Below are 25,889 nucleotides of genomic sequence, written 5' to 3' on the forward strand. Positions count from 1 at the left end.
CCGACGACGGCGTCCGCTCTGGTGATCGGGAGGACCACATTTTGAAAATCTTCGGCCGGCGTGTAGAGAACGGGCGGACGCCTCCGACCTCCTCCTGAAAGCGGCGCCGGACGAGCGCCCGGAAACGCAGGAGGTAGCGAGATGAGCAAGGTCACCTGTGACATGGGGATGTCCCTCGACGGCTTCGTGGCAGGACCGCACCAGAGCCTGGAGAAGCCGATGGGCGAGGGCGTGGGCGACCGCCTGCACCAGTGGATGTTCGACGAGCCCGAGCGGCACGCCGCGGTGATCGAGGACATCACCGCGGCAGGAGCCTTCATCATGGGCCGCAACATGTTCGGCCCCAGCCGCGGCGCCTGGGACCTGGACTGGAACGGCTGGTGGGGCGACGAGCCGCCGTACCACGCGCCGGTCTTCGTCCTCACGCACCACCCGCGTGAGCAGGTGACGATGAAGGGTGGCACGACGTTCACCTTCGTCACCGACGGGATCGAGGCGGCGATGGCCCAGGCGCGCGAGGCCGCAGGCGATCGCGACGTCGCCATCGCCGGCGGCGCCGAGACGGTGAACCAGTACCTGGCGGCAGGGCTCATCGACGAGCTGCGTCTGCACGTCGCGCCCGTGATCCTCGGCAGGGGCGAGCGGCTGCTCGACAGCGTCGGGGACATCACCCTCGAACCCCTCGGCGACCCCTCGGGCACCAGCCTCGTCACCCATCTGACGTACCGGGTGATCCGGTAGAAGAGCCATGGATCGATGACGCTTCGCTACCTTTGGATCAAGGGGCGAACGATGGCGGTGAAGACGATCAGCAGGCGAAGAAGTCCGCAGGAGAAGAAGCGGCTGAGCTACACGAAAGATCGTCGGAACGACTACGGCGAGAACGACAAGAGCTCTCGCAAGTCCATCCGCAGGAACAAGAGCGCCCCCCATCGGGCCAACAGACGGCACGTGAGTCAGACGCTCGATGCGATCACCGGCGTCGTCGATGAGGCGGCAGAAGAGTCGGCCGTGCAGCGCCTTGAGAGCAGGCGCCCGAAGAGGTGGAAGAAGTGGCGCGACGCGACACTCGGGGCGACCGTCCAGGACCGTCTGCAGCGAAGGGCGCGCCTAGGCATCGACGACCACGAGAGGAACGCCGAACGCGTTCAGCGGGTTCGGCGGCGGCTACGGCTGCCGGCCGGCGAGACGCGGCGAAGGTGATCCGTGCGGCGACCGCGCCGCACGCCACCCGCCTCACGTGATCGGCGCGGCGACCGCGCCGCACGCCACCGACTTCAGGTGATCGGCCCCTTGACGCCCAGCGATGGCAGGGACGGTTCCCGCCGCCCCTGCCCGGTTGGGAAGGCCGGTTCCAACTGGGCTTTCGCCTTGCCTGGATCATTGCGCGGAGGGCCCTGTACACCAAACCAAGCGCTTGCTACGCTCCGCCCATGATGTCCACGGTTGTCTGGGGTACCGGCAACGTCGGCCGCGCGGCCATCCGCGCCGTCGAGGCCCATCCGACGCTGAAGCTCGCGGCCGTGCTCGTCCACAACCCCGACAAGGTCGGCCGCGACGCGGGCGAGCTGGGCGGACTCGGCCACCACCTGGGGGTGGCGGCGACCGACGACATCGACGCCGTGCTGGCCGCCGGCCCACGCGCCGTCGTGTACGCGGCGTCCGGCGACATCCGTCCCGACGAGGCGCTCGCCGACATCATCAGGGCGATCCGAGCCGGGGCCGTGGTCGTCACCCCGTCGCTGTACGCGCTCTACGACCAGCGCAACGCCCCGCCGGAGCTGCGTGAGCCCGTGCTCGAGGCCATCAAGGACGGCGGTGGCTCGCTGTTCGTCTCAGGCGTCGATCCCGGATGGGGCAACGACGTGCTGCCGCTGCTGATCAGCGGGCTCGGTACCACCGTGGACGTGATCCGCTGCCAGGAGATCTTCGACTACTCCACCTACGACCAGCAGGACTCGGTCAGGTATCTGGTCGGCATGGGCCAGCCGATGGACTACGAGCCGCCGATGCTCGCCCCGACCGTCCCGACCATGGTGTGGGGCGGGCAGGTACGGCTGATGGCCAGGGCGCTCGGCGTCGAGCTCGACGAGATCAGGGAGACCCTGGACAGGCGGCCGCTCGACTCCACGGTGAGCACCAGGACGATGGGCGAGTTCGAGGCGGGCACCCAGGGCGCGGTGCGGTTCGAGGTGCAGGGCATCGTCGAGGGCGAACCCCGCATCGTCATCGAGCACGTCACCCGCATCCACGCGTCCTGCGCACCGGACTGGCCGACGCCGCCCGACGGCGAGGGGGCGCACCGGGTGATCATCGAGGGCCGTCCGCGCATCGAGGTCACGGTCGAGGCCACCGACGAGGACGGCAACCGTTCCGCTGGAGGGAACGCCACCGCGGTGGGCCGGCTCGTCAGCGCCATCGACTGGCTCGCGGACGCGGAGCCTGGGCTCTACGACGCGCTCGACGTCCCGCTGCGCCCCGCGGTCGGCAAACTCGGGAGGAGAAAGCCGTGAACATCGACATCCCCGAGGGCAGGGATGCGATCGAGTACGTGTGGGGCGAGATGGTCCCCGGCATCGGGATCGCCGCCTCGAAGTTCTCGATGGCGGTGTACGCCCACACGACCCTCGGGCTCCGCGAGTTCGAGGCCGCGCGGCTGCGGATCGCACAGATCAACGGGTGCGTCTTCTGCCTCGACTGGCGCACCGAGCGCGACGGGCAGAAGGTCGAGGAGGGCTTCGCCGACGCGGTGACAGAGTGGCGCACCACCGACGCCTTCGACGACCGCACCAGGCTCGCCGCCGAGTACGCCGAGCGGTACGCCCTCGACCACCATGGCCTCGACGACGAGTTCTGGACGCGGATGACCGCGCACTACAGCCAGCTCGAGATCGTGGAGCTGAGCATGAGCATCGGTTCCTGGCTGGCGTTCGGCCGGCTCAACCATGTGCTGGGCCTCGACACCGTGTGCAGGCTGCCCAGCGGTTCGTCCCCCTCGGCCAGGCGGGCGGACGCGCTGTGACCCATATGGAGAACGTGTTCTCGTTTCGTCGAGAGTGAGGCCCATCACGTGAGCGACAAGACCTTAGGCATCTCGCGCCGTGGATTCATCGCAGGAACAGGCTCCATGCTGGGTGTCGCGGCCCTCGCGGGTCGCGCTCCCTCGGCCCAGGCTTCGGCCGTCCGCTCGGCTGCTCCGATCGCCTCGGGGGCCCGCGTCCCCGCCCTGGTGATCGGCACCGGTTACGGCGGCTCCGTCGCCGCTCTGCGCCTCGCCCAGGCGGGCGTCGACGTGCACATGATCGAGATGGGCATGGCCTGGGACACCCCCGGCCCCGACGGCAAGATCTTCTGCAGCACGCTCGAGCCCGACCACCGGTCCTACTGGCTGCGCACCAGGACCAAGGCCCCGCTCAACTACTTCCTCGGCTTCCCGATCGACAGGAACATCTCCCGCTACACCGGGATCCTGGACGCGGAGGACTTCAGTGGCATCACCGTCTACCAGGGGCGCGGTGTCGGCGGCGGCTCGCTGGTCAACGGGGGCATGGCGGTCACTCCCAAGCGCGAGAACTTCGCCGCCGTCCTCCCGTCGGTGAACGCCGACGAGATGTACAACGTCTACTACCCGCGCGCCAACGCCGGGCTCGGGGTCGGCACCATCGACCCGGCCTGGTTCGACTCCACCCCCTGCTACCAGTACTCCAGGGTCGGGCGGAAGCACGCCCAGCGCTCCGGGTTCCCGTTCGTCTTCGTGCCCGACGTCTACGACTGGGACTACATGAAGCAGGAGGCTGCGGGGACCGCCCCCAAGTCGGCGCTGGCCGGCGAGATCCTCTACGGCAACAACCACGGCAAGAAGTCGCTGCAGAAGACCTACATCGCCCAGGCCAGGGCCACCGGCAAGGTCACCATCTCGCCGCTGCACAAGGTCACCTCGGTCGCTCCCGCGGCAGGTGGCGGATACACGGTCGTCATCGACCAGCTCAACACCAACGGCGACACCGCGGCCACCAAGACCGTGATCGCGGACAGGGTGTTCTTCGCCGCGGGAAGCGTCGGCACCAGCAAGCTGCTGGTCAAGCTGAAGGCCACCGGCGCGCTGCCCCACCTGAACGACGAGGTCGGCAAGGGCTGGGGCGACAACGGCAACGTCATGTGCGGCCGCGCCAACCACCTGTGGGACCCGACAGGCAAGCTCCAGTCGACCATCCCCTGCTCAGGCATCGACAACTGGGCGGCAGGCGGCGCGTTCGCCGAGGTCGCGCCGCTGCCCACCGGGATCGAGACCTATGCCTCGTTCTATCTGTCGATCACCAAGAACCCCCACCGCGCGCAGTTCTCCTGGAACGCCGCGACGGGCCAGGTCGACCTGAACTGGCAGACGGCGTGGAAGCAGCCGTCCATCGACATGGCCAAGTCGATCTTCGACAAGATCAACGCAAAGGAGGGGACGATCTACAGGACCGACCTCTTCGGCGTCTACAAGATCTGGGGCGACCATCTCACGTACCACCCGCTCGGCGGCGCGGTGCTGAACAAGGCGACCGACAACTACGGCCGCCTCACCGCCTACCCCGGCCTGTACGTCATCGACGGCTCGCTCATCCCCGGCAACACGAGCGTGAACCCGTTCGTCACCATCACCGCGCTCGCCGAGCGGAACATCGAGAAGATCATCGCCACCGACCTGTAGGCGCCCGCCGCCACCGGCCAGGAGCCCTCCACCGAGCGCTCAGGCCTGTCGTCCGCCGCTCGCGCCGGTGACGACCTGATCGCCTCGCGGGCGGCGCTTCGCTCTGATCTGCTGCAGGTCCACGACCTCGACCAGGCTGGCCAGGTCCACGTGCAGGGCGACCTGCTCAGGACTCCAGCAGTCGGCGACGTGGTAGCGCCTGCCGTCGACGCGGTGGGACACGCGGAGGCAGGGGCGTTCGTCCCTGACGATGTGCTCGACCTCGATCCCATCAGGAGAGAGCCAGCGCATCATGTCCGCGAGCATATGCGATTCGGACACATGCCCTTATTCTGGACAGACGGGCGCCCTGGTCAGGGGAAGCGGCCAGGGCGTTCGCCATGGGGCAGACTGGCCGCATGGATCTGGTCGTATGGGTCGATGACTGGCAGATGCAGTGCTGCGGCGACCCGTTCAGCGTGGGATCGCGGGTCTCGTGGAAGCTGGGCCCGCCCGACCTCGAGTGGCTGGCCACGGTCCTGGGCCCCGTCCAGGTCGACAGGGCCGAAGACCATCATGATCTGTTCCCCGCGGGCACCCCGGCCACCGAGGCCGTGGTGAGAGCGATCAGCGCCGTCCGCTGCGCCTACGCCCCGAAGCCGGGCGAGGACCTTCCAGGCCTGTATCCCGTCCAGGGGTCGGGCGTGCTCACGCCGGTGGAGCGCGCCGACGGCTGGGAGAAGGATCAGGGCGACAAGAGGTTCTCCGGCTATCTGGTGCGACTGTCCACGGTCGAGCGGCCTGACCGCTAGATCCAGGTGGCGGCGGGGTCCCAGTAGAACGGGCGGCACTCCAGCATGCGCCCGTTCCTCACCCTGATCAGCTGCAGGATCAGCGAGTCGACCTCCTTGCCTGTGGCGCGGGAGCGGAAGCGCACCAGGCTGCGCACCACGACGGTGTCGGCGTCGCCCCAGTGTTCCTGCTCGAGGAAGTCCATCGACTCCCACACCTCGCTGAACCTGGCCAGGAACTGCTCCATGCCGTCACGTCCCCGCCAGGCTCCCGTTCCCGTGAAAGGCAACCCTGGAGCCTGGTACAGGACGACCTCGGGATCGAGATACCTGGCCACCTCGTCGTAGCTGGACTTGCCGAAGCCGCCCGCCGCGACGTACGCGGCCTCGGCCGCGTAGAACCTCTCCATGACCGCCCAGGCGTCCGCCTGCCGCTCTGTCGTGCTCATGGCCCCAGTGTCACCGGTACGCCGGAGGCAGCGCTGGCGGCGATCGGACCTCGGACTCGATCAGGGACGCTCCCGTTGCGCGATCAGCCCGGCGATGCCGTCGAAGATGCGGTCGAGGCCGAACCTGCGCCCGTTGTCGTCGAGGAGGCCGCCGGTCTCGGCCATGGCGCGGGTGAGGTCGGGGAAGCGCGCGCCATGGGTGGCCATGAGCTCGCCGATGGTCACGGCCACGCTGCCCTCGGTGGTCCACGGCTGGGTGCCCGCTGAGGCCGTGGACTGGGTGTTGCGGATATGCGCGAACAGCAGGAACGCCGTGGCCATCCGCTCGCCCCCTGTCAGGCACGTGTCCGCGAACGCGCTGACCGCCGCGTCGATCCAGCCGATCTCGTTGGGCCCCATCACCCGGTTGCCCACCGTCACCGACGGCAGCCATGGGTGGCGCTCCCACGTCTCGGCCAGCAACCTGACGAACTCCTCCATCTTGGGCCGCCAGCCACCGGGCACGCGGTCCAGCCCGGGTGGCTCGCCGACAGCCGTGTCGATCATCACGGCCATGAGCTCGGCCTTGTTGGCCACATAGCGGTAGAGCGACATCTTGGTGAAGCCCAGGTCGCCGGCGACGCGCTGCATGGACACCGCGGGTATGCCCTCGGCGTCGGCGATGTCGATGGCGGAGCGGGCGATCAGCTCGAGACTGAGCGCGGGGCGCGCCTTTCTGGCCGACCGCTCCTCCTGGCTCCAGAGCAATCCGAACGCGCCGTCTTCGTCGCTCGCCATCCGTCCTCCTTCAGATTCGGGGTTGTCAACCTGGCCCCTATGTGTCTAGCGTACACCTTGTGTCCGACGGACACTAAGTGTCTACGAGAAACAGGAGCGCCGAGATGGCTACCAAGATTTTCATCAACCTGCACGTCAGCGACCTGAACGCGTCCATCGACTTCTTCACCAAGCTGGACTTCGCCTTCGACGCCGACCTGACCAGCGACGAGGCCGGCTGCATGGTCATCGACGAGCGCATCTACGCCCTCCTCGTGACCGAGCCCTTCTTCAGGACCATCACCGGCAGGGAGCCCGCCGACACCGCCATCGCGCAGGAGGTGGCGCTGGCCCTCGAGGTCGACAGCCGCGAGCGCGTCGACGAACTGGCCGACGCCGCGGTGTCCGCGGGAGGGCAGGCCTCCGGCGAGCCGCAGGACGAGGGCTTCATGTACTCCCGCAGCTTCCGCGACCTCGACGGACACCTGTGGAGCGTCCTGCACATGCCCGCGACCGCTTGAGCCAGGCCGTAGGGAAGCCTTAAACACGCCGTAAGCGGGCCCCGGCAAGCTGAAGGCACACAACGACAGCCGCGACACTCCGAGAAGGAAGCACCCCATGCGCACGTTCAAGCTCCAGGTCCAGACCACCGTCGACGGCTACATGGCCGGCCCGAACGGCGAGATGGACTGGATGACGTTCCCGTGGACCGACGACATCAGCGCCTACATCGACGCGCTCACCGAACCGGTCGACTGCATCGTGCTGGGCCGCAACCTCGCCGAGGGGTTCATCCCGACGTGGGCGGCCCAGCCCGAGGGCGAGACCCAGGAGTCCATCGACTGGATGAACAACACGCCCAAGGTCGTGATCTCCAACAGCCTGACCGAGTCGCCCTGGGAGAACGCCGTCGTCGCCGGCGGCGACCTCGCCGAGACCGTGAACAAGCTCAAGGCCCAGCCGGGCGGGGACATCATCACCTACGGCGGCGGCACGCTCGTCTCGGAACTGATCGCCAAGGGCCTGCTCGACGAACTCCACCTGTTCGTCAACCCGACCGCGATCGGCGCCGGCATGCCGGTGTTCCCCTCCGGCGCCTACCAGCAGCTTCGCCTGGTCACCGCGCGCCCGTTCGACTGCGGGATCACCGCGCTGCACTTCGAGCCGAAGCGCTCCTGAACGCGGCCTCCGGCTCGCGGCAGGATGCGTCAGGCGGTCGCGGGCACCCCGCCCAGCCGGGCGCGGGACAGCATCAGGCGCACCGTCTCCTCCATCGAGCTGTCCTGGCCGATGACCGTCGAGCCCGTCCCGCGAGAGCAGGTTCGTCCGCGACGCTTGAGGGCAGCGGCCAGGTATCGACAGAGGTGTCTGGTGTACGCCGGAGGTGCGTCGTGCCCGAGTTCCCCTTCTACTGGTCGCTCATGGTGGCCCCGACTGACGAGGTGGCCGAGCGGTTCGCGCAGATGGACCCGCAGGACCGGATGCGACTGCTCGAGCAGCAGCCGACGGTGTACTGGCGAGCCCTCGACCTGTATACCGACCGGCTGTCCCGTAACCTCCACGAGCTGGCGGAGCGCATCAGGGCCGACAGATCGGACGGCCGTCCGCGCGAGGGTGTCCTGCGCTGGTGAGGTGCGCCCCTCACCGACCCCGAGCTGGCCGCGGCCGTGGTCGACGAACTGGCCGACGAACTCGGCGGGCTCGGCGTGCTGGTCAACAACGCGGGCACGGGCACCTCCGAGCCGCTGCTGGAGACCGACTACGCCCGATGGCGCTCGGTCATGGCCGTCGATCTGGACGGTGCCTTCCTGTGCGCGCAGCGGGCGGCCCGCCGCATGGTGGCCGCGGGCCGCGGCGGCAGGATCGTCAACGTCACCAGCGTGCACGAGGAGTATCCGAGGGTCGGGGCCGGCCCCTACTGCGCGGCCAAGGGCGGGCTGCGGATGCTCAGCAGGGTGCTGGCACTGGAGCTGGCGCCGTACGGCATCACGGTGAACACCATCGCGCCTGGCGAGATCGCCACCCCGATGACGGGACAGGAGGACGAGCCGCCACAGCCCGGCAGCCGGCCCGGCTATCCCGTCGACAGACCGGGCGACGCCAGGGAGGTGGCCGCCGCCGTCGCGTTCCTCGCCGACCAGGCCTCCTCCTACATCACCGGGGCGTCGCTGTTCGTGGACGGCGGCCTGTCGCTCATGGGCCCGCAGGCGGCAGGGGCCCTGACCTCGGACGAGTGGCGTAAGGGCTGAGCCTTCACACGCCCGCGCTGAGCTCGAACGTGTGGGCGCCAGGGTGGTCCTGGGGCAGCCCGCATCTCCATGACTCGCGAGGGAACTGCGGGTCGGATGTCTCGGCGGGGCACGGCTTCGGTGTGACGAACTCGCGGACGTCACCGAGAAACCGGATCCACCACTCGTCGTCGAACCCCGAGGTCTGCCCCAGCGCGAGGTGCGGCCCTTCGTGACCGGCCTCCAGCTCGCAAACCGCCGCTGGTTCGAGCTCGTGTGCGGGGTCGGGGAGCGTGTCCAACCGAGCCAGCTCATCGTCGGTGAAGACGATCAGCTCCGCACACGCTGCGCGTCGTGTGTTCATAGCGTCACCATAAGGTCACGCTCCGACGAAACCGTGGAGACCTACGGCCCCGACTCCCATCAACCTTCACAGCCAATGGCGATAGACCCGCTATCGAGCCGATCCTCCACGAATGTCCGTGCCCTGGTCGTGGGGTCAGGGTGCCGCGTGCCGGTCGAGGCCGAGCGTGGCGATGAGGTCCTCGTGGAGCTCGAACCAGACACGATGGCAGGAGTCGACGTCGGTGCGGTCGACCCAGGCGCCCTCCCCGGCTCGGGCGCGCGCCAGAGCTGTGGTGAATCGTGTGTCGTATCCACGGAACCGGGTGAGGACGCTCCCGAGTCGTTCCGCGAGGGGCGTGAGTGCGCGGTCGATGCCGGCGAGCTCGTGGAGGACTCGGCCGTCCCAGACGGGATCGGAGTGGTCGTTGACGGCGAGCCGATCGCCGGCGGTGGGCCGGAGTTGCCAGTCGGTGCAGGCTCGTAGCAGGAGGGCGTTCAGCGGGAGGAACTGGCGGTAGACGTCACGGACCTCGTCGGCGCCGCCGACGCGTGCGAGCTCGACCCCAAGCCGGCGCTCGTTCTCCACCCGGCCGGGCCCGGTCAACGACCAACCTCCGGTGCCGGCGAAGGCGGTGTACTCGACCCAGCCACGCGCCTCGCCGTCGCCCAGCACCTCTTTCGTCGTGGCCGCATCGAGTGCGTACCGACGAGCGATCAGCGGGGTGTCCGCGAATCCGGTGATGCGCACGGCGTGCAGAACCAGGAGGCCGGACGGAGAGTCCCGCGTCACGAGTCGTCGTCCTGTCGTGCTGCCAGGCGCATGTACCGCTGCTGACACGCCTGCGGGGAGTTGAACCCCATCGCGTGTGCCATCTGCGCCCAGGTGAGTCCCGCACTCCTGGCCGTGAACAGCAGGGCGGCTTCGAGCCCTTCGACCTCGGCGCGTGCGGCGGGCAGGAGGGCGAGCGCGCTCAGGATGTCCTCCGGGTCCAGGTCGGCGGAGCGCCAGACGGCGAACTGCGTGAGGTCGACCGCCGACAGCGGGGCGGGCGAGGGTCGCCACGGGCGGGCGTCGAGCGCAGCTGCGCCCAGGCTCAGAAGACGCTCGCGCGCGTCCTGCTCGCGGACGGCCTGGGCGTGATCAGCATGCGCGGTGTGAGCGATGTCCTGCTTGCGTTGCATGCAACTCATGATGCAAAATCAACGAATTGTTGTCAATTATCCGTTGAAGGGCGAAGGTGCATGTTCGTACCCCTCACGGAGGCTGTCGTCGACACCTGCGGTGGCAAGGCCGGCGCACTCGGCGCGTTGCTCCGCGCGAGCCTGCCGGTTCCCGACGGCTTCGTCGTCTCGTTCGCCGCCTACCTCGCCGCTGTCCGCGACCTGGACCTCGGACGGTTCGCCGGAGAGTCGGGCGATCCCGACGCGACGCGGCAGGCGATCGAGGCCCGCCCGGTCCACGCCACCGTGATCGACGCGCTCGGACGCGCGCTCGACGAGCTCGGCGATCCGCCCGTGGCGGTGCGATCGTCGGCGGCGAACGAGGACACCTGTCAGGCGTCGGCGGCCGGCCAGCACGAGAGCTTTCTCGCTGTGCACGGAGTCAGCGAGGTCGCCGCCGCCGTACGTGCCTGCTGGGCCTCGCTGTTCTCTCCACGTGCCATCCACTACCGAAGTGCCTCCGGCCGCGACGACCAGCCGTCCGACGATCCTGCGATGGCCGTCATCGTCCAACGCCATCTGGACGCCGAGGTATCCGGGGTCATGTTCACACCCGCTGACCCGAACGACGCGACCGGGATCGAGGCGTCCTGGGGCCTCGGCCCCAGCGTCGTCGAGGGCAAGGTCACCCCTGACGCCTACCGTGTCGCCAGGGACGGGTCGGTCGCACGCACCGTCGCAGACAAACGGACCCGCCTGGACCGGCGCGGCACGCGGCTCGTCGTCAGCGACGTGCCCACCCGTACCCGGAACCAGCCGACGATCGACGACGCGACCGCCGCGCAGCTGGCCAGGCTGGGCGACGAGATCGCTGCCGTACTCGGGGGACCGCAGGATATCGAGTGGGCGATCGTCGGCGGCCGCATCTGGGTCCTGCAGGCACGGCCGGTCACCGCCGCGCCCCCGCCACCGACATCGCCTTCCGTCGCCTCGGACACCCCGGCCGCCACACTCACCGGAACACCGGGCAGCCGCGGGAGCGTGACCGGCACCGCGAGGATCGTCCGCGGTCCCGGCGACTTCGCGCGCGTGCAGCCGGGCGACATCCTCGTCTGCCCCTTCACCGACCCCGCCTGGACGCCGCTGCTGCGCATCGCCGCCGGCGTCGTCACCGAAACCGGAGGCGTGCTCTCCCACGCCGCGATCGTCGCTCGCGAGCACGCCATCCCCGCCGTGCTCGGCATTCCGAACGCGACGAGCAGGCTCCACGACGACACCATCATCACCATCGACGGCACCACCGGCACCGTCACGGCGACAGACGCGTGACTGATCACTTACGTCCACGGCCGGGGACCCACACCTACGGACCGGAAGGAGATGGGGGACGGGCCCGCACGGACACCGCGACCCTGACTGATCATGGCAACGCGACACCTCTACCTGGCACGCCACGGCGCGGCCGACGCGTTCGGAGAGCTCACAGGCATCGGGCACCGGCAGGCGAGCCTGCTGGGCAAACGGCTCGCCGGCGTACCGGTCGACGCCGTGTGGCACTCTCCGCTACCACGCGCCGTAGCAAGCGCGCGCGAACTCGCCCTGCACCTACCGAACGTGCCCGTGGCTGAGGCCGCCGAACTCGTCGACCACGTGCCCTACGTTCCCGGCCCGGCCGAAACACCCCCGTCCTGGGCCGGCTTCTTCGACGGCTACGACGACGCCGAGGCGGCCTCGGGCAAGCAGCTCGCCGAGGCCCTGGTCGCCCGGTTCGCGAAGGCCCCCGACACGACCACGAAAGAGACCAGGCGCGACACACACGAGGTCCTGGTGACGCACGCCTACCAGATCGCGTGGCTGGTGCGGCACGCACTGGACGCGCCGCCGTCCCGGTGGCTCGGGCTGAACAGCGCCAACACCGCACTGACGGTCATCGAGTACCGCAACGGCCTGCCGCCCACGATCGTGATGTTCAACGACATGAGCCACCTCCCGCCCGACCTGCGCTGGACCGGGTTCCCCGAAGGCATGAGGCCGTGAGGTGGCTTCTTCAGACCCATGGCCGCTCCCTGCGCCGCACCTCGAGAGGCAGCGCGGCGGTGATCCACCGGCGGGTGTCGGCGGGATCGATCACGTCGTCGAGCTCGAAGACCGAGGCCGCGTTGACGGCCTTGCCGTGCTCGTAGGCGGCCGCGACCATCTGCTCGAACAGCGCGTCAGGATCCTCGGCCGCCTCCAGCTCCTTGCGGTAGCCCAGCCGTACCGCGCCCTCCAGGCCCATGCCGCCGATCTCGCCCGTCGGCCAGGCCACCGTGGCCATGGACGCCTTGAAGCTGCCTCCCGCCATGGCCTGCGCGCCGAGGCCGTACCCCTTGCGCAGCACGACGGTCACCAGCGGCACGGAGAGGTTCGCGCCGACGACGAAGAGGTGGCTGAAGTGCCTGACCGTCGCGGTCTGCTCGGCCTCGGGACCGACCATGAAACCAGGTGTGTCGCAGAGCGAGACGACGGGCAGGCCGTGCGCGTCGCACAGGCGCAGGAAGCGTGCCATCTTCTCGGCGGCGTCACGGTCGATGGCGCCGCCCAGGTGGGCGGGGTTGTTGGCGATCAGGCCCATCGGCCTGCCCTCGATCCTGACGAGCGCGGTGACGATCCCCGCGCCGTAGGCGCGCCGCAGCTCGAGAACGGAGCCGGTGTCGGCGAGGGTCTCGACGGCCTGGCGCACGTCGTAGGGCCGCACCCTGTTCTCGGGGACGACGTGCCGCAGCAGCCGCTGGTCGGCGCAGGCCCACTCCCCTGCGGGCCCGTGGAAGTACGACAGGTACCGCCTGGCGACGGCCACCGCCTCCGCCTCGTCCTCGACGGGCAGGTCCACCACGCCGTTGGCGGTCTGCACCTCGATGGGGCCGATCTCCTCGGGGGCGTGGACGCCGAGCCCGCCGCCCTCGATCATGGCGGGCCCTCCCATGCCGATGGTCGAGTCGCGGGTGGCGATGATGACGTCGCAGCAGCCGAGCAGGGCGGCGTTGCCCGCGAAGCAGCGCCCTGAGGCGATGCCCACCAGCGGGACCCGCCCGCTGAGCCGTCCCATGGCGTGGAAGCTCATCACGTCGAGACCGGACACGACGCTGGTGTCGGTGTCGCCAGGACGCCCGCCGCCGCCCTCGGCGAACAGCACGACGGGCAGCCGCCGCCGGTGGGCGAGGTCGAGCATCCTGTCGGTCTTGCGATGGTTCTGGTAGCCCTGGGTCCCCGCGAGCACGGTGTAGTCGTAGGACATCACCACGCACCGCACACCGTCGATCTCCCCGAGGCCGCAGACCAGGCCGTCGGCGGGGGTGCGCTCGATCAGGTCCTCGAGGGTACGGCGCTGCCGCTGCGCGGCGATGGCGAGCGGGCCGTACTCCACGAAGCTGTCGCACAGGTCGCCGATGTTCTCCCTCGCCGTACGGTGCCCGCTCGCGTGACGTCTGCGGACCGCCTCGGGCCTGGCCTGGTCGAGCCCCTTCGCGTGCCGCTCGATCACCGAGGCGAGGTCGGGCCTGACGCTCTCCAGATCGATCTCGGCGGCCTCGGAGACGACGTCGGCGGCGGCGGGGACCGGGTCGAGGTGGACGAGCAGCGCGCCCTCGGCGACCGTGTCACCGGGGCCGACGGCCACCTGTCCGACGATGCCGGCCTGCGGCGCCTCGACGACGTGCTCCATCTTCATGGACTCGACGATCACGATCGGGGCGCCCTGCCGTACCAGGTCACCCTGGGCGACCTCGACGCTGACCACCGTGCCCCTGAGGGGTGAGAGCACCGACATGTTGGTAGCATGTCACGTCATGATCGCGATTTTCTGGTGGCCCGCCTCCTAGGCGGCACGTCGCGACATCCGATGACCGCCTCGGCGAGGTGGTCGGCTGCTCGGTCTCCTTGTCGAAACGACTGGAGGCAGCACCATGACGACCTGGCCCGCTCTTCTCACCACCCTGCTCGACGGCGGTTCGCTGCGCGCGGAGGAGACCGCGTGGGCGATGCGGCAGATCATGTCGGGGGCGGCGACCGACGCGCAGATCGCCGGGTTCGCGGTGGCCCTGCGCGCCAAGGGCGAGAGCGTCGCCGAGGTGTCGGGGCTCGCAGGGGCGCTGCTCGACGGGGCGGCCCCCTTCGACCTGCCGGGTGAGTCCGTCGATCTCGTGGGGACCGGAGGAGACCAGGCGCACACCGTGAACATCTCCACGATGGCCGCCGTCGTCGCCGCGGCGGCGGGCGCGAGAGTCGTCAAGCACGGAGGCAGGGCGGCGACGTCGTCCTCGGGCGCCGCCGACGTGCTGGAGGCGCTCGGCGTGGTGATCGACCTTCCGCCCGCACGGGCCGCGCGGGTCGCGGACGAGGTGGGGATCACCTTCCTGTTCGCGCCGATCTACCACCCCGCGTTCAGGCATACAGGAAGGCCGAGGAGAGAGCTCGGCACACCGACCGTCTTCAACTTCCTCGGCCCGCTGGTGAATCCGGCCAGGCCGAGCGCGCAGGCCGTCGGGGTCTTCCACGAGAGGATGGCGCCGGTGGTCGCGGGCGTGCTGGCCGCTCGCGGGTGCACGTCGCTGGTGTTCAGGGGCGACGACGGGCTCGACGAGCTCACGACGACGGGCCCCTCCACTATCTGGGAGGTGCGCGAAGGACAGGTGACCTCGGCCCGCTTCGACCCCGCGGCGCTGGGCATTCCCAGGGCCACCGTCGACGACCTCAGGGGCGGCGACGCGGCGCACAACGCGGGCGTGGCGAAGGAGGTCCTCGGCGGGGCGAAGGGGCCGGTGCGCGACATCGTCTGCCTGAACGCCGCCGCCGCGCTGGCCGCCGCGAGTGGAGAGGGGGTCGCGGGGCTCGGGGCGGCGTACGAGCGAGCCCTCACGGCGATCGACACGGGCGCGGCGACAGCCCTCCTGGAACGCTGGGCCACCGCGACGCGCACCTGGTAAGCGACGAGTCGCGGCCACGCTTGCAAGGGAAGTGATTCCAACCATTTTTTCGCACTGATGTCAAGGGCAGGCAAGAGGATCATTACCTACAGCCTGCCCAAAACCTGACATCGCAGGTCATGCGGGAGCTCCAGGACTGACGACATATGCCCGCAATGCGTAGATCTTCATCGCTTGCAAGAGGATGTCAAGCGAGTTGCAGGCGCGCAAGCGAACCTTGGAGTCATGAACAAAGGCCCGTTCGCCGCCACTGTCAGTGTGGTGGTCCCCGCACTGAACGAAGCCGACAATCTGCCACACGTCTTCGCGACCCTGCCTTCCTGGATCGACGAGGTGATCCTGGTGGACGGCAACTCGACCGACGACACCGTGGCCGTCGCCCTCAGCCTCCGTCCCGACCTGCGCGTCGTCACGCAGACCAGGCGCGGCAAGGGCAACGCGCTCACCGAAGGGTTCGCCGCTGCCAAGAGCGACATCATCGTCATGATCGACGCGGACGGCTCCACCGACGGCCGCGAGATCACCCTCTTCGTCCAGGCGCTGGTCGAGGGCGCCGACTTCGCCAAGGGCTCGCGCTACGTCGAAGGCGGCGGCTCCGACGACATCAGCCCGACCCGCTCCTTCGGCAACAGGGTCCTGACCTTCATCACCAACCGGCTCTACGGCACGCGCTACACCGACCTCTGCTACGGCTACAACGCCTTCTGGTCACGCCACCTGGAGGCCATGGCGCTCGACTGCGACGGTTTCGAGATCGAGACGCTGATGAACGTGAGGGCGGCCCAGGCGGGGTTGGACATCCGCGAGGTCCCGAGCCACGAGCGGTGCCGCATCCACGGGGTGAGCAACCTGCACGCGGTACGGGACGGCTGGCGGGTGCTGAAGACGATCCTGCGCGAACGGGCGAACGGAAGCGCGCCCCCAAAAAATGACATGCTTACGACGTGCGTTACATCATTATCGGGGCAGGAGCGATCGGCGGGACGATCGGCGGTCGCCTCCACCAGAGCGGGCACGATGTCGTCCTGATCGCGCGAGGAGCGCACTACGAGGCGCTCAGGACCACGGGGTTGCGCCTGGTCACACCCGACGTCGACGAGACGGTGAAGGTGCCCGTCGCCGACGGGCCCGTGGACGGCGACGTGCTGATCGTGGCGACCAAGTCGCAGGACACACTCGCCGCGCTCGACCCGTGGCCGCGCCATCTGCCGGTGGTGTGCGCGCAGAACGGCGTGGCCAACGAGCGGATGGCGTCGCGCCGCTTCGAGCACGTCTACGGCATGTGCGTCTACCTGCCCGCCCTCCACCTGGAGCCGGGCCTGGTGGCCGCGTACGGCACGCCGCTGTCCGGCGCGCTGTACGTCGGGCGTTATCCACAGGGTGTGGATGACTTGTCGGAAACGATCGCCGCCGACCTGTCCAAGAGCGCGTTCGCCGCCCAGGCCGTGGCCGAGGTGATGCCGTGGAAGTACGGCAAGCTGCTCAGCAACCTCGGCAACGCCGTCGAGGCGCTGTGCGGCCGCGCCCCCGGCATCAACGAGCTGTTCGGCCAGGCCAGAGCCGAGGGCGCCGCCGTGCTCGCGGCGGCGGGCCTCGCCCACCAGGGCGGCGAGCAGGTCGCGACCGGCGACATCGAGGGCATCGAGCGCGGCGGCGGCTCGTCGTGGCAGAGCCTGGCCAAGGGCAGCGGCTCCATCGAGGCCGACTACCTCAACGGCGAGATCACGCTGCTCGGCAGGTTGCACGGCGTGCCGACCCCGGTCAACGAGGTGCTGCAGCGTGAGGCCGTCAGAGCCGCTCGCGAGCGCAGGCGGCCAGGGTCGATGACCGTGCGGCAGCTCAGTTCGTTGATCGCCGAGCGTTCCTCAGCCGTATCCCGCTGAACTCCATCGTGCTGGCCGTCACCTGGTTCCAGAACGGCCAGAGATTGTCCAGCACGCGCAGCTGGATCCCGGCCTCCTCGTGCAGCTCGATGAGGTCGGAGACGGGCTCGGGCGGGCCGAGCGGCACGACGGGCTCCTCGGCGACCACGGCGTGCGGCGGCTGCCCGATCGGGACGAACGGGTCGGCGGGCAGCCTGTAGGCGTACAACCGCACCTCCATCATGGCCTTGAGCCAGCCGTACTCGATGGCGTGCACGCGCTCTCCACAGCCCGCGCCCACGAAGCGCTCGACGTCCCACGGCCTGGTGTCCTGGCCCTTCCACGCCATCGCCCGAGGACAGTGGCGCGGAAACCAGTAGTCGGGGCAGCGGTCGAAGCCGACGGCCCAGACGTAGGGCCTCGTCTGCCGCGAGGTTTTCGCCACGTGCGGGACGAACTTCTTGATCGTGGGGTCTTCCGAGAAGTGCAGCACCTGGCCCGTGTCTGGTCGCATGACTCCATCATTACTGGGCAGATGGGACCAGGCTCTGAAGAGAGGTGAGGTCAAATGATCGTGTTGGGCCTGATCCTGGTCCTGCTCGCGGCTGCGGCGATCTACGTGATCGCCATGGAGCCCGATACCACCTACACAGTTTTCGGCTATGTCTTCCAACCGTCGCACCTGGAGATGTTCCTCACCGGTGCGGTGACGGCGGGCGTGCTGCTCCTCGGCATTTCCATGATCGCTTCAGGTTCGCGCAGGTCGGCCGTACGCCGGCGCAAGCTGCGCGAGGCCAGAGCCCAGGCCAACGACCGCGTGGCCAAGCTCGAGGACGAGAAGCGGCAGTTGGAGCGCAAGCTGCACGAGGACGACAGCCCGGCGACGACGACGGACACCGTCCCGCGCCAGGCCAGGCACACCGACGATCACCTGGTCGCCGGGTCGCCTACCGACGAACGCTCGCGCCACAACGCGTAACCGGTGATCAGGGCGCCGAGCCCTTCCCACAGCCCCACCCCGAGGAACTCCGAGGGAGCGGCGCCCGTGATCACCAGCGTGCTGAACACCGCGCACGTGACCAGCCTGAACGGCACCGTCCACAGGAAGAACGGCCGCCAGTCGGACGCCGCGGCCAGCATGTAGTACACGCCCATGTTGACCGCCGCCATCGACGACGCGGCCATGTACACCTTCGTGTAGTCACCGGGGCCCCGTGCTTCCACCACCTCGAAGCCCAGCAGTCCGAGCAGGCTGTCGGGGCGGAGAAGACCGAGAAGGCCGAGCGCGAAGGCCAGGAAGCCGAAGACGGCGATCGTCCATCCAGACATTGACCGGGGCAACCGCACGGGAAACCTCCCAAAAGGGGTGTGATCTGCGAGACGATCTCACCATGAAAAGGCGCCTCACCCGGCCCGGCCGCCCCATCGCGCTCAAGCTTCTGGTTCTGCTGTCCGTCCCGCTCATCTCGCTGGTCGGTCTGTGGGCGTTCGCGGCGAGCCTGACCGCCGGCGACGGACTGCGCCTCCTGGAGATCAACAATCTGGTCACCAACCTGGCCGACCCCTCTGAGCAGGTCAACATCCAGCTCCAGCGTGAACGGCTGACCTCGACCGAGTTCCTGTCGTCAGCGGCGCCGTACAGGGAGCTCATCAACCAGCGCAGCAGGACCGACACCGCCGTGGCCGCCTTCCGCCGGCGCGCGAGCCTGCAGGAGAACGTGTCACCGGAGATGGCCGTCCAGCTCAAGGCGCTCAACGACGAGCTGGACCGCATTCCGGAGCTGCGCAGAGGTGTCGACGCGCGCACGATCGACACGATCGCGATGATCACCACCTACAGCGACGTCGTCGACGCCTCCTTCCGCATGTACGACCAGATGATCCTGGTCCCCGACATGGCGCTCTACCGACTGGCCAGGTCGGTCAGCATGCTCGGCGAGGCCAAGGAGCTGCTGTCGAGGGAGCGGGCGATGATCGTGCACGTGCTCGCGACCGGCAGGGTCGGCCCGAGCGAGCGCGCGCTCTTCACCGAGATGTCGGCCACCCGCAGACTCCTCCACGCCCAGGCGCTCACCCACCTCGGGCCCGGCCTCGACGCCGCCTACCGCCAGCTGACCGCGGCGCCCGTCTACCGCGACTTCGTCGCGATCGAGGACGCCATTCGCGGCCAGGCCACCGCCAACGGGCTGCCCGCCACCTCCATCACCTGGCGCTCCAGCAGTGAGAACCTGGCGAAAGCCGTCGAGCGCAACCAGTCCGAGGTGACGCAGGGTCTCGTCGATCGCGTCAGCCCCACCGCGACGAGCATCCTGGTCAAGATCGGCGTGGCAGGGGGCCTGGGTCTGCTCGCCGTCGTCGCCTCGCTCCTGCTCTCCCTGCGCTTCAGGCACGTCCTGGTGCGCGAGCTGGCCGGGCTGCGCGACGCGGCCACCGAACTGGCCGACGTACGGCTGGCCGGCCTCATCGACCGCCTGCGCAAGGGCGCCTCCGACCACCAGGTCGAACCGCTCGTCCTCGACGCGCAGACCACCGAGGTGCGCGACATCGTCCACGCTTTCAACACCGTCCAGTCCACCGCCGTCGAGGCGGCGGTCGACCAGGCCAAGCTGCGCGACGGCGTGCGGCACGTCTTCGTCAGCCTGGCCAGGCGCAACCAGTCGCTGCTGCACCGCCAGCTGCTGCACCTGGACGGCATGGAGCGGCGCGCCGAGGACGCCGAGACGCTCGAGGACCTGTTCAAGCTCGACCACCTCACCACCCGCATGCGCAGGCACGCCGAGAGCCTGATCATCCTGTCGGACCAGGCGCCCGGCAGGGGCTGGCGCAACGCCGTGCCCGCGGTCGACGTGCTGAGGGCGGCGGTCTCCGAGGTCGAGGAGTACGCGAGGGTCGAGGTGCCGCAGCCGCCGAAGACGGCCGTGGCGGGAGCGGCCGCGACGGACGTCGTGCACCTGCTGGCCGAGCTGGTGGAGAACGCGACCCTGTTCTCACCGCCGCAGACCAGGGTGGACGTGCGGGCGCTCACCGTGCCCGAGGGGCTGCTGATCGAGGTGGAGGACCGAGGGCTCGGGCTGCCGCCCGCCGAGCTCGACCAGCTCAACGCGCGCCTGGCCGAGCCACCCGAGTTCGACCTGGCCGAGAGTGACAGGCTGGGCCTGTTCGTGGTGTCCAGGCTGGCGGCCAGGCACGGGATCGGCGTGCGGCTGCGGCCTTCGCCGTACGGGGGGATCACGGCGGCGGTGACGTTGCCGCCCGCCCTGCTGTCGGATCAGCCCGCGCTGACCGGGGGCAGGTAGCGGGTCGCGCCGGCCGCGCGGGCCGCGGCGGCGGCGCACAGCCTGTCGTGCGCCCACGGCGGCAGCAGCGCCGCGGCCTCCTCCTCGGTGAAGAAGCCGTAGTCGTCGAGCTCCTCGGCCTGGAGCTTGACCGGGGTGTCGGCGTCGATGACGCCGCAGTCGAAGAGGAAGTGGATCAGCGGGTACGGCCTGTCCTCGCGTATGCCCGCCCAGTGGACGACCAGGAGCTCGCCCACGGGTAGCGTGAGGCCCAGCTCCTCCTCGACCTCGCGGGCGCAGGCCTGGGCGGGGTGCTCCCCCTCGTCCACGGATCCGCCCGCGAAGCCCCAGTGAGGACGGTAGTTGGGGTTGACCAGCAGCGCCCTGCCCTGCCGGTCGGTGATGTAGGCGCCGGCGCCCACGACCACCCGGTGCAGTGACTCCCAGTACTCCATGTCCACGCTCACGTCGATCAACCTACAACGCGGAGGCGACCAACCCCCGGCTCCGGTGACTTCCGAGTAAAAAGATAGGATATGTCCCCATGACACGACGCGCGTTGATCTTCTGGGTGACGGGCGTCCTGGCCTACTTCGTCGCGGTCTTCCACCGGCAGTCGCTCGGCGTCGCCAGCCTGGAGGCCGCCGCCCGCCTCGATCTGGGCGCGTCGGGCCTGGCCACGCTGGCCATGCTGCAGCTTCTCGTCTACGCGGTCATGCAGATCCCCGTCGGCGTGCTGGTCGACAGGCTCGGCTCCAAGCGCATGCTGGTCATCGGAGCTCTGGTCATGTCGTGCGGCCAGGTCGTCTTCGCCTTCGCCGACGACCTCCTGCTCGGGCTGGCGGCCAGGATGCTGGTCGGCGCGGGCGACGCGATGACGTTCATCAGCGTGATCAGGCTGGTCAACCTCTCCTTCCCGCCGCGCCGCAACCCCGTGATGGTGCAGCTCACCGGGCTCATCGGCCAGTTCGGCGCGATCGCGTCCACCGTGCCGATCATCGGCTCGCTCCACGCGTACGGCTGGACCCCCACCTTCCTCGCCGCCGCCGCCCTGGGCCTGGTGGCGACCGTCCTCGTCGCGGCCGTCCTGCGCGACGGACGCCCGTCCGCCGTCCACCGCGCACCCGGGCTCAAGGCCGCGTGGATGCAGCCTGGCACCAGGCTGGGGATGTGGACCCACGCGGCCACCCAGTGCTCGGCCGCGGCGTTCATGCTGCTGTGGGGCTACCCGTACCTCGTCCAGGGCCAGGGGCTGGCCCCCGCGACCGCGGGCGTGCTGCTGTCCACGCTGACCGTGGTGGGCATGATCTGCGGGCCGATCCTCGGCTACCTGGCGGGCCGCTTCCCGCTGCGCAGGTCGTGGCTGGTGCTCGGCATCACCGGCGCCACGGCGCTGGTCTGGACGGCGGTGCTGCTGTGGCCGGGACGCGCGCCGCTGTGGCTGCTGGTGGCGCTGATCGTCGTCCTCGCCTCGAACGGGCCCGGCTCGATGATCGGCTTCGACTACGCCAGGACGTTCAACCCCGCGGGCCGCATCGGCGCGGCCACGGGCATCGTCAACGGCGGCGGCTTCCTGGCCTCCATGTCGGTGATCGCGCTGGTCGGCGTCGCCATGGACCTCACGGGCGACTACCACTGGGCGATGGCCGTGCAGTACCCGGTGTGGCTGCTCGGCGCGGTGCAGGTGCTGCGCTACCGCGCCAAGGCCCGCAGGCTGCTAGCCCAGCTCGACGAAGGGCTCGGGGAAGTGGGAGGTGCCCAGCAGGGCGCCCTGCGCGCGCAGCCTGCCGACTAGCTCCAAGCGCGTCTTCGCGGCCAGGTCGGAGTCGTCGTCGTAGACGTAGCGGATCGACGGATCGGCCAATTGCACCGGATGGTGCAGGACGTCGCCGACCATGGTGAACTCGCCGACCTCGACCGACTGGTGCCCGGGCGTGTGGCCGGGCGTCAGCCTGACCACCACGCCGGGGGCGACCTCCTCGTCGCCGTCGACCACGTGCAGCAGCTCCTTGACCGGGTCGAGGAAGCCGTTGCCCTCCAACTCGGCGCGCTGGACGACGTGGCGGGCGTTGGCGAACACCGGCGCGCCGTCCAGGATCGTGCCACCGGCGTGGTCGCTGTGCAGGTGAGTGATGATCACCGTGCCGACGTCCGCGGGGGCCACCCCTGCGGCGGCCAGCTCGCTGTGGAGCCTGCCCGGGGCAGGGGCCCAGGTGGAGGTGGGTCCGATACCGGTGTCGACGAGGGTGACGTGGCCCTTGCCGTCCCGGATCAGGAAGCAGTGGAAGTGCAGGATCCATTCGCCCTCGTCCACCTCCGCGCCGAGGAAGGTCTCGAGGAACGGCAGTCGGAGCGAGGGGCCCATCGGGCCGACGGCGTCACACAGCGGGGTGATCTCGACGTCGGCTACTTTTCTTGGCTTATGCGGCATCCGTCAACGCTAGCCGCGGCACGTACTCGGTCTCCACATCGGCCGCGAAAACCGCGCGCCTGCAGCGGGCGCAGCGGAACATGATCGGCCCCTCGTCGAGGGTGGTGTGGCACCTGGGGCAGTGGGTCTTGTTCATGTCATCCCCCTTGGAGTTCGCAGTTCCATGGAAGCCTCCGCTGATTGCAGAAGCCCTGCAGGGCGCTTGACAGATTGTGCTCCGGGAGATGGCGAGGTCGTGGGGAAAGCGGAATAGAAACCTTGCGCGCCGCGTTTGCCGTGATATCTTGCGAAACAGCGTTGAGCGTCTGAAGCTCCGCTGACTTCACCTGAAGGGCCCCGTTCTCTGAGGGCCCGACCTCTTTTTTCTTACTCACCGCCTGTCACCCAGGCGTGCCCTCGAGGAGGGTCCCTCATGTCTGTCCAGACCATCCCCCGTCCCCGTACCACCACGCCCATCCGGCAGGTCAGCGGCCTGCTGGACGGCACGTTCCTCCGCTCCTCCGGCTACCGGCACAGCTCCGACGACGTACGGCTGCCGCCCGAGCGGATCAAGCAGTTCGGCCTGCGCCCCGGCGACCATGTGGTCGCCACCGTCGCCGGCTCGAAGCTCGTCTCGATCGAGTCGGTCAACGGTCACACCTCATGGCGCGACCGCCCGCACTTCGCCGACCTGACCCCCGTCCACCCCCGCGACCGGCTGAACATCGAGACCGAGTCGCTGACCACCAGGGTCGTCGACCTGATCGCGCCCATCGGCAAGGGCCAGCGCGGACTCATCGTCGCCCCGCCCAAGGCCGGCAAGACGATGGTCCTGCAGGCGCTGGCCCAGGCCGTCTCCCGCAACCACCCCGAGGTCCACCTCATGGTGGTCCTGGTCGGCGAGCGCCCCGAGGAGGTCACCGACATCCGTAGGAACATCGCGGGCGAGGTGGTCGCCTCCACCTTCGACCGTCCCGACAAGGAGCACACCGCGCTCGCCGAGCTCGCTCTCGAGCGGGCCAAGCGCCTGGTCGAGCAGGGACACGACGTCGTCATGCTGCTCGACTCGCTCACCAGGCTCGGCCGCGCCTACAACAACCTCGCCCCCAGCGGGGGACGCATCCTGTCAGGCGGCATCGACACCGGCGCCATCTACCCGCCCAAGCGCTTCTTCGGCGCCGCGCGCAACGTCGAGGGCGGCGGCTCCCTCACCATCCTCGCCACCGCGCTCGTCGAGACCGGCTCGCGCATGGACGACTCCTTCTTCGAGGAGTTCAAGGGCACGGGCAACATGGAGCTGCGGCTCAGCCGCGCGCTCGCCGAGCGCAGACTCTTCCCCGCCGTCGACCTCGAGACCTCGAGCACCAGGCGCGAAGAGGACCTGATGCACCCCGCCGAGCAGCGGGTCGTGTGGAAGCTGCGGCGCATGCTCGCGGGGCTCGACCGGCAGCAGGGCATGGAGCTGCTCATCTCCAAGCTCCGCGAGACGTCCTCCAACGCGGCCTTCCTCACACTCGCCGCGACGACGACGCCCTGAGCCTCACCGCCCCTTCACGTACGTCCTGGGCCCCTTCTCCCGCCCCGGATACATCATGATCAACCACTGCGGTACGACTCGCCTGTCCCGCTCAGGAGACCCATCTCGGTGAGGGTCTGGAAGGCGACATTCCCCGGCATGGCGACCATCACGTCGTCCCCGCTCCCCAGTTCCTCGGACACACCGCCGTCGAAGCCCTCCTCCGAGGTGTCGAGCGCGCGTGGCAGTCTGGGCGCCTTCTTCTGTACGGCACGCAGCGCGAGCACCGGGCCGACCGACTGGAGCACGTGCCGGCCCGCGGTCCACCACACGGTCTCCCAACCGCCCCAGCGATCGACACAGGCTGCTGATAATCGGCGTGGCATGCCGGGAGTCCAGGGATCTCGGGGTGGGCGTCATGATGGGGGGATGCTGGCTGACATCGTCGACTACCTCGCCTGTCCCGTCTGCCGAGACGGCCTCCGCCTCACCGGCGGATCGCTGCGCTGCGGCCAGGGGCACGGGTTCGACGTCGCCAGGCAGGGATACGTCAGCCTGCTCACCGGCTCCCAGGCCCCCGGCACCGCCGACAGCCCCGCGATGGTGGCGGCGAGGGCGGACTTCCTCGCTGCGGGACATTACGCGCAGCTCGCCGGCGCGCTGGCCGAGGCCGTCCACGAGCACGCTTCGCTCGCAGCGGCCGTCCACGAGCGCGCCCCGCTCCCTGCGGACGCCGGAGGACACGAGGCGGGCGGCGGTCGCCGCGGTCCTGTCGTGGTGGACGCCGGTGCGGGGACCGGGTACTACGGCGCCGCCGTGCTCGACGCTCTCCCTGGGGCCACCGGGCTGGCGTTCGACATCTCCAAGCACGCGGTGAAGCGGGCGGCCAGGGCGCACCCCAGGATGGGGGCGTTCGTGGCGGACGTGTGGAAGCCGCTGCCGATCGGCGACGCGGTCGCCGACGTCGTGATCGACGTGTTCGCGCCGCGCAACGGCCCGGAGTTCGCGAGGATCCTGCGGCCTGGCGGCAGGCTCGTGGTGGTGACCCCCTCGAAGGAGCACCTGAGCCCGCTGGTCGAGGAGCTGGGCCTGCTCTCGGTGGACGAGGCGAAAGAGCACAGGGTCGCCGAGAGTCTGAGAGGGTTCGAAGAGGTCGACACTCGGGCCGTACGGTTCGAGATGCCCCTGTCGAGGGCGGATGTGGCGAAGGTGGTGGAGATGGGACCGAGCGCGTGGCACAAGGACCCCGACACCCTTCACCACCAAATCCAGAAATTTCCGGAATGGACCTCAGCAGTGGCGAGTTTTCGACTGTCTATCTTTGAATCAGCCGCCGAATCAAGACCATCTTCTTGACGGACATCCGAGGCTCATGTTACTGATGGGGCATTTAGTCCGAAATTCCCTCACATTCCTCAGGTATTTCTGTGACCCAGACGCGATACTGGACGGCAACT

At 69.4% G+C, this 25,889-nt stretch carries 31 protein-coding genes and 1 pseudogene; 20 read left to right on the plus strand and 12 right to left on the minus strand.

What is annotated here, in order from left to right:
- The first annotated feature begins 141 nt into the window (after positions 1-141).
- The 5 genes from ABFX55_RS34935 to ABFX55_RS34955 all read left to right on the plus strand — a co-directional run bounded on the left by ABFX55_RS34935 (position 142) and on the right by ABFX55_RS34955 (position 4,696).
- Positions 142-741, plus strand: a complete 600-nt coding sequence (locus ABFX55_RS34935; RefSeq protein WP_346127017.1) for a dihydrofolate reductase family protein — start codon at positions 142-144, stop codon at positions 739-741.
- A 51-nt stretch (positions 742-792) separates the two neighbouring features.
- On the plus strand, positions 793-1,203 hold the full coding sequence (locus tag ABFX55_RS34940) for a hypothetical protein (RefSeq protein WP_346127019.1): 411 nt from the start codon (positions 793-795) through the stop codon (positions 1,201-1,203).
- A gap of 230 nt (positions 1,204-1,433) precedes the next feature.
- Entirely contained in the window at positions 1,434-2,513 is a 1,080-nt protein-coding gene (locus ABFX55_RS34945) for an NAD(P)H-dependent amine dehydrogenase family protein (protein ID WP_346127021.1), read from the plus strand.
- Positions 2,510-3,022 (plus strand): carboxymuconolactone decarboxylase family protein, encoded by a 513-nt coding sequence (locus ABFX55_RS34950; RefSeq protein WP_346127022.1) that lies wholly within the window; start codon positions 2,510-2,512, stop codon positions 3,020-3,022. The genes ABFX55_RS34945 and ABFX55_RS34950 overlap by 4 nt, the downstream gene beginning before the upstream one ends.
- A gap of 105 nt (positions 3,023-3,127) precedes the next feature.
- Positions 3,128-4,696: a GMC oxidoreductase gene (locus ABFX55_RS34955; protein ID WP_346127024.1), complete on the plus strand. Its 1,569-nt coding sequence runs from the start codon at positions 3,128-3,130 to the stop codon at positions 4,694-4,696.
- A 39-nt stretch (positions 4,697-4,735) separates the two neighbouring features.
- Here the strand turns inward: ABFX55_RS34955 and ABFX55_RS34960 are convergent, their stop codons facing one another.
- Positions 4,736-4,990 (minus strand): transposase, encoded by a 255-nt coding sequence (locus ABFX55_RS34960; protein WP_346127026.1) that lies wholly within the window; start codon positions 4,988-4,990, stop codon positions 4,736-4,738.
- Between the two features lie 104 nt (positions 4,991-5,094).
- On the opposite strand from ABFX55_RS34960, the gene ABFX55_RS34965 reads away from it, so the two are divergent.
- Positions 5,095-5,487 carry a DUF6578 domain-containing protein gene (locus ABFX55_RS34965; RefSeq protein WP_346127028.1) on the plus strand — a complete coding sequence of 131 codons (393 nt, stop codon included), beginning with the start codon at positions 5,095-5,097 and terminating at the stop codon, positions 5,485-5,487.
- Here ABFX55_RS34965 and ABFX55_RS34970 read toward each other — a convergent pair.
- Together ABFX55_RS34970 and ABFX55_RS34975 are read right to left on the minus strand one after the other, a co-directional pair.
- The gene (locus ABFX55_RS34970; protein ID WP_346127030.1) at positions 5,484-5,915 is read right to left on the minus strand and encodes a nuclear transport factor 2 family protein; all 432 of its coding nucleotides are present in this window, start codon (positions 5,913-5,915) and stop codon (positions 5,484-5,486) included. The genes ABFX55_RS34965 and ABFX55_RS34970 overlap by 4 nt on opposite strands.
- Positions 5,916-5,975: 60 nt before the next feature.
- A complete protein-coding gene (locus ABFX55_RS34975; RefSeq protein ID WP_346127032.1) occupies positions 5,976-6,692 on the minus strand; it encodes a TetR/AcrR family transcriptional regulator in 717 nt (238 codons plus the stop codon).
- A gap of 104 nt (positions 6,693-6,796) precedes the next feature.
- Between ABFX55_RS34975 and ABFX55_RS34980 the strand changes: the two genes are divergently transcribed.
- The 4 genes and pseudogenes from ABFX55_RS34980 to ABFX55_RS34995 all read left to right on the plus strand — a co-directional run.
- On the plus strand, positions 6,797-7,192 hold the full coding sequence (locus tag ABFX55_RS34980; protein ID WP_346127034.1) for a VOC family protein: 396 nt from the start codon (positions 6,797-6,799) through the stop codon (positions 7,190-7,192).
- Positions 7,193-7,289: 97 nt separating this feature from the next.
- A complete protein-coding gene (locus ABFX55_RS34985) occupies positions 7,290-7,850 on the plus strand; it encodes a dihydrofolate reductase family protein (protein ID WP_346127035.1) in 561 nt (186 codons plus the stop codon).
- A 212-nt stretch (positions 7,851-8,062) separates the two neighbouring features.
- Complete coding sequence (locus tag ABFX55_RS34990; RefSeq protein WP_183652393.1) at positions 8,063-8,302, plus strand: hypothetical protein; 240 nt, start codon at positions 8,063-8,065, stop codon at positions 8,300-8,302.
- Between the two features lie 21 nt (positions 8,303-8,323).
- A pseudogene (locus ABFX55_RS34995) lies at positions 8,324-8,920 on the plus strand (SDR family oxidoreductase); the annotation flags it as partial.
- A 4-nt stretch (positions 8,921-8,924) separates the two neighbouring features.
- Here the strand turns inward: ABFX55_RS34995 and ABFX55_RS35000 are convergent.
- From ABFX55_RS35000 to ABFX55_RS35010, 3 genes are all read right to left on the minus strand, one after another.
- Positions 8,925-9,263 (minus strand): hypothetical protein, encoded by a 339-nt coding sequence (locus ABFX55_RS35000; protein ID WP_346127036.1) that lies wholly within the window; start codon positions 9,261-9,263, stop codon positions 8,925-8,927.
- Between the two features lie 135 nt (positions 9,264-9,398).
- Positions 9,399-10,034, minus strand: a complete 636-nt coding sequence (locus ABFX55_RS35005; RefSeq protein ID WP_346127038.1) for a transcriptional regulator — start codon at positions 10,032-10,034, stop codon at positions 9,399-9,401.
- Complete coding sequence (locus ABFX55_RS35010) at positions 10,031-10,426, minus strand: DNA-binding protein (RefSeq protein WP_346127039.1); 396 nt, start codon at positions 10,424-10,426, stop codon at positions 10,031-10,033. Before ABFX55_RS35010 ends, ABFX55_RS35005 begins: the two co-directional genes overlap by 4 nt.
- On the opposite strand from ABFX55_RS35010, the gene ABFX55_RS35015 reads away from it, so the two are divergent.
- Both ABFX55_RS35015 and ABFX55_RS35020 read left to right on the plus strand, forming a co-directional pair.
- Complete coding sequence (locus ABFX55_RS35015; protein ID WP_346127041.1) at positions 10,400-11,734, plus strand: PEP/pyruvate-binding domain-containing protein; 1,335 nt, start codon at positions 10,400-10,402, stop codon at positions 11,732-11,734. The two genes, ABFX55_RS35010 and ABFX55_RS35015, sit on opposite strands and share 27 nt — an antisense overlap.
- Positions 11,735-11,827: 93 nt before the next feature.
- Positions 11,828-12,442: a histidine phosphatase family protein gene (locus ABFX55_RS35020; RefSeq protein ID WP_346127042.1), complete on the plus strand. Its 615-nt coding sequence runs from the start codon at positions 11,828-11,830 to the stop codon at positions 12,440-12,442.
- Positions 12,443-12,452: 10 nt separating this feature from the next.
- On the opposite strand, the gene ABFX55_RS35025 is transcribed toward ABFX55_RS35020, so the two are convergent.
- Positions 12,453-14,213 carry a carboxyl transferase domain-containing protein gene (locus ABFX55_RS35025; RefSeq protein WP_346127043.1) on the minus strand — a complete coding sequence of 587 codons (1,761 nt, stop codon included), beginning with the start codon at positions 14,211-14,213 and terminating at the stop codon, positions 12,453-12,455.
- 136 nt (positions 14,214-14,349) lie between these two features.
- Here ABFX55_RS35025 and trpD point away from each other — a divergent pair, with 136 nt between their 5' ends.
- The 3 genes from trpD to ABFX55_RS35040 all read left to right on the plus strand — a co-directional run bounded on the left by trpD (position 14,350) and on the right by ABFX55_RS35040 (position 17,252).
- A complete protein-coding gene (gene trpD, locus ABFX55_RS35030; protein ID WP_346127044.1) occupies positions 14,350-15,369 on the plus strand; it encodes an anthranilate phosphoribosyltransferase in 1,020 nt (339 codons plus the stop codon).
- Positions 15,370-15,594: 225 nt separating this feature from the next.
- Positions 15,595-16,398 (plus strand): glycosyltransferase family 2 protein, encoded by an 804-nt coding sequence (locus ABFX55_RS35035; RefSeq protein WP_346127045.1) that lies wholly within the window; start codon positions 15,595-15,597, stop codon positions 16,396-16,398.
- Positions 16,314-17,252 carry a ketopantoate reductase family protein gene (locus ABFX55_RS35040; RefSeq protein WP_346127046.1) on the plus strand — a complete coding sequence of 313 codons (939 nt, stop codon included), beginning with the start codon at positions 16,314-16,316 and terminating at the stop codon, positions 17,250-17,252. The genes ABFX55_RS35035 and ABFX55_RS35040 overlap by 85 nt, the downstream gene beginning before the upstream one ends.
- Here ABFX55_RS35040 and ABFX55_RS35045 read toward each other — a convergent pair.
- Positions 17,209-17,745, minus strand: coding sequence for a DUF6886 family protein (locus ABFX55_RS35045; RefSeq protein ID WP_346127047.1), 537 nt, complete (start codon positions 17,743-17,745; stop codon positions 17,209-17,211). The two genes, ABFX55_RS35040 and ABFX55_RS35045, sit on opposite strands and share 44 nt — an antisense overlap.
- Before the next feature lie 54 nt (positions 17,746-17,799).
- On the opposite strand from ABFX55_RS35045, the gene ABFX55_RS35050 reads away from it, so the two are divergent.
- Positions 17,800-18,210 (plus strand): hypothetical protein, encoded by a 411-nt coding sequence (locus tag ABFX55_RS35050; RefSeq protein WP_183652420.1) that lies wholly within the window; start codon positions 17,800-17,802, stop codon positions 18,208-18,210.
- Here ABFX55_RS35050 and ABFX55_RS35055 read toward each other — a convergent pair.
- Positions 18,159-18,560 carry a hypothetical protein gene (locus ABFX55_RS35055; protein WP_346127048.1) on the minus strand — a complete coding sequence of 134 codons (402 nt, stop codon included), beginning with the start codon at positions 18,558-18,560 and terminating at the stop codon, positions 18,159-18,161. The genes ABFX55_RS35050 and ABFX55_RS35055 overlap by 52 nt on opposite strands.
- 62 nt (positions 18,561-18,622) lie before the next feature.
- On the opposite strand from ABFX55_RS35055, the gene ABFX55_RS35060 reads away from it, so the two are divergent.
- Positions 18,623-20,527: a sensor histidine kinase gene (locus ABFX55_RS35060; RefSeq protein ID WP_346127049.1), complete on the plus strand. Its 1,905-nt coding sequence runs from the start codon at positions 18,623-18,625 to the stop codon at positions 20,525-20,527.
- Here the strand turns inward: ABFX55_RS35060 and ABFX55_RS35065 are convergent.
- Positions 20,500-20,973: an NUDIX domain-containing protein gene (locus ABFX55_RS35065; protein ID WP_346127050.1), complete on the minus strand. Its 474-nt coding sequence runs from the start codon at positions 20,971-20,973 to the stop codon at positions 20,500-20,502. The two genes, ABFX55_RS35060 and ABFX55_RS35065, sit on opposite strands and share 28 nt — an antisense overlap.
- A 77-nt stretch (positions 20,974-21,050) precedes the next feature.
- On the opposite strand from ABFX55_RS35065, the gene ABFX55_RS35070 reads away from it, so the two are divergent.
- Positions 21,051-22,301 carry an MFS transporter gene (locus tag ABFX55_RS35070; protein WP_346127051.1) on the plus strand — a complete coding sequence of 417 codons (1,251 nt, stop codon included), beginning with the start codon at positions 21,051-21,053 and terminating at the stop codon, positions 22,299-22,301.
- Here the strand turns inward: ABFX55_RS35070 and ABFX55_RS35075 are convergent.
- Positions 22,224-22,937: an MBL fold metallo-hydrolase gene (locus tag ABFX55_RS35075; RefSeq protein ID WP_346127052.1), complete on the minus strand. Its 714-nt coding sequence runs from the start codon at positions 22,935-22,937 to the stop codon at positions 22,224-22,226. The two genes, ABFX55_RS35070 and ABFX55_RS35075, sit on opposite strands and share 78 nt — an antisense overlap.
- Positions 22,938-23,349: 412 nt before the next feature.
- Between ABFX55_RS35075 and rho the strand changes: the two genes are divergently transcribed.
- On the plus strand, positions 23,350-24,453 hold the full coding sequence (rho, locus tag ABFX55_RS35080; protein ID WP_346127054.1) for a transcription termination factor Rho: 1,104 nt from the start codon (positions 23,350-23,352) through the stop codon (positions 24,451-24,453).
- Between the two features lie 59 nt (positions 24,454-24,512).
- Here the strand turns inward: rho and ABFX55_RS35085 are convergent, their stop codons facing one another.
- Complete coding sequence (locus ABFX55_RS35085) at positions 24,513-24,764, minus strand: hypothetical protein (RefSeq protein ID WP_346127056.1); 252 nt, start codon at positions 24,762-24,764, stop codon at positions 24,513-24,515.
- A 97-nt stretch (positions 24,765-24,861) separates the two neighbouring features.
- Between ABFX55_RS35085 and ABFX55_RS35090 the strand changes: the two genes are divergently transcribed.
- A complete protein-coding gene (locus tag ABFX55_RS35090) occupies positions 24,862-25,788 on the plus strand; it encodes a putative RNA methyltransferase (protein WP_346127058.1) in 927 nt (308 codons plus the stop codon).
- Positions 25,789-25,889: the final 101 nt, after the last annotated feature.

The sequence above is a fragment of the Nonomuraea roseola genome, from assembly GCF_039535395.1.
Taxonomy (GTDB): Bacteria; Actinomycetota; Actinomycetes; order Streptosporangiales; family Streptosporangiaceae; genus Nonomuraea; species Nonomuraea roseola.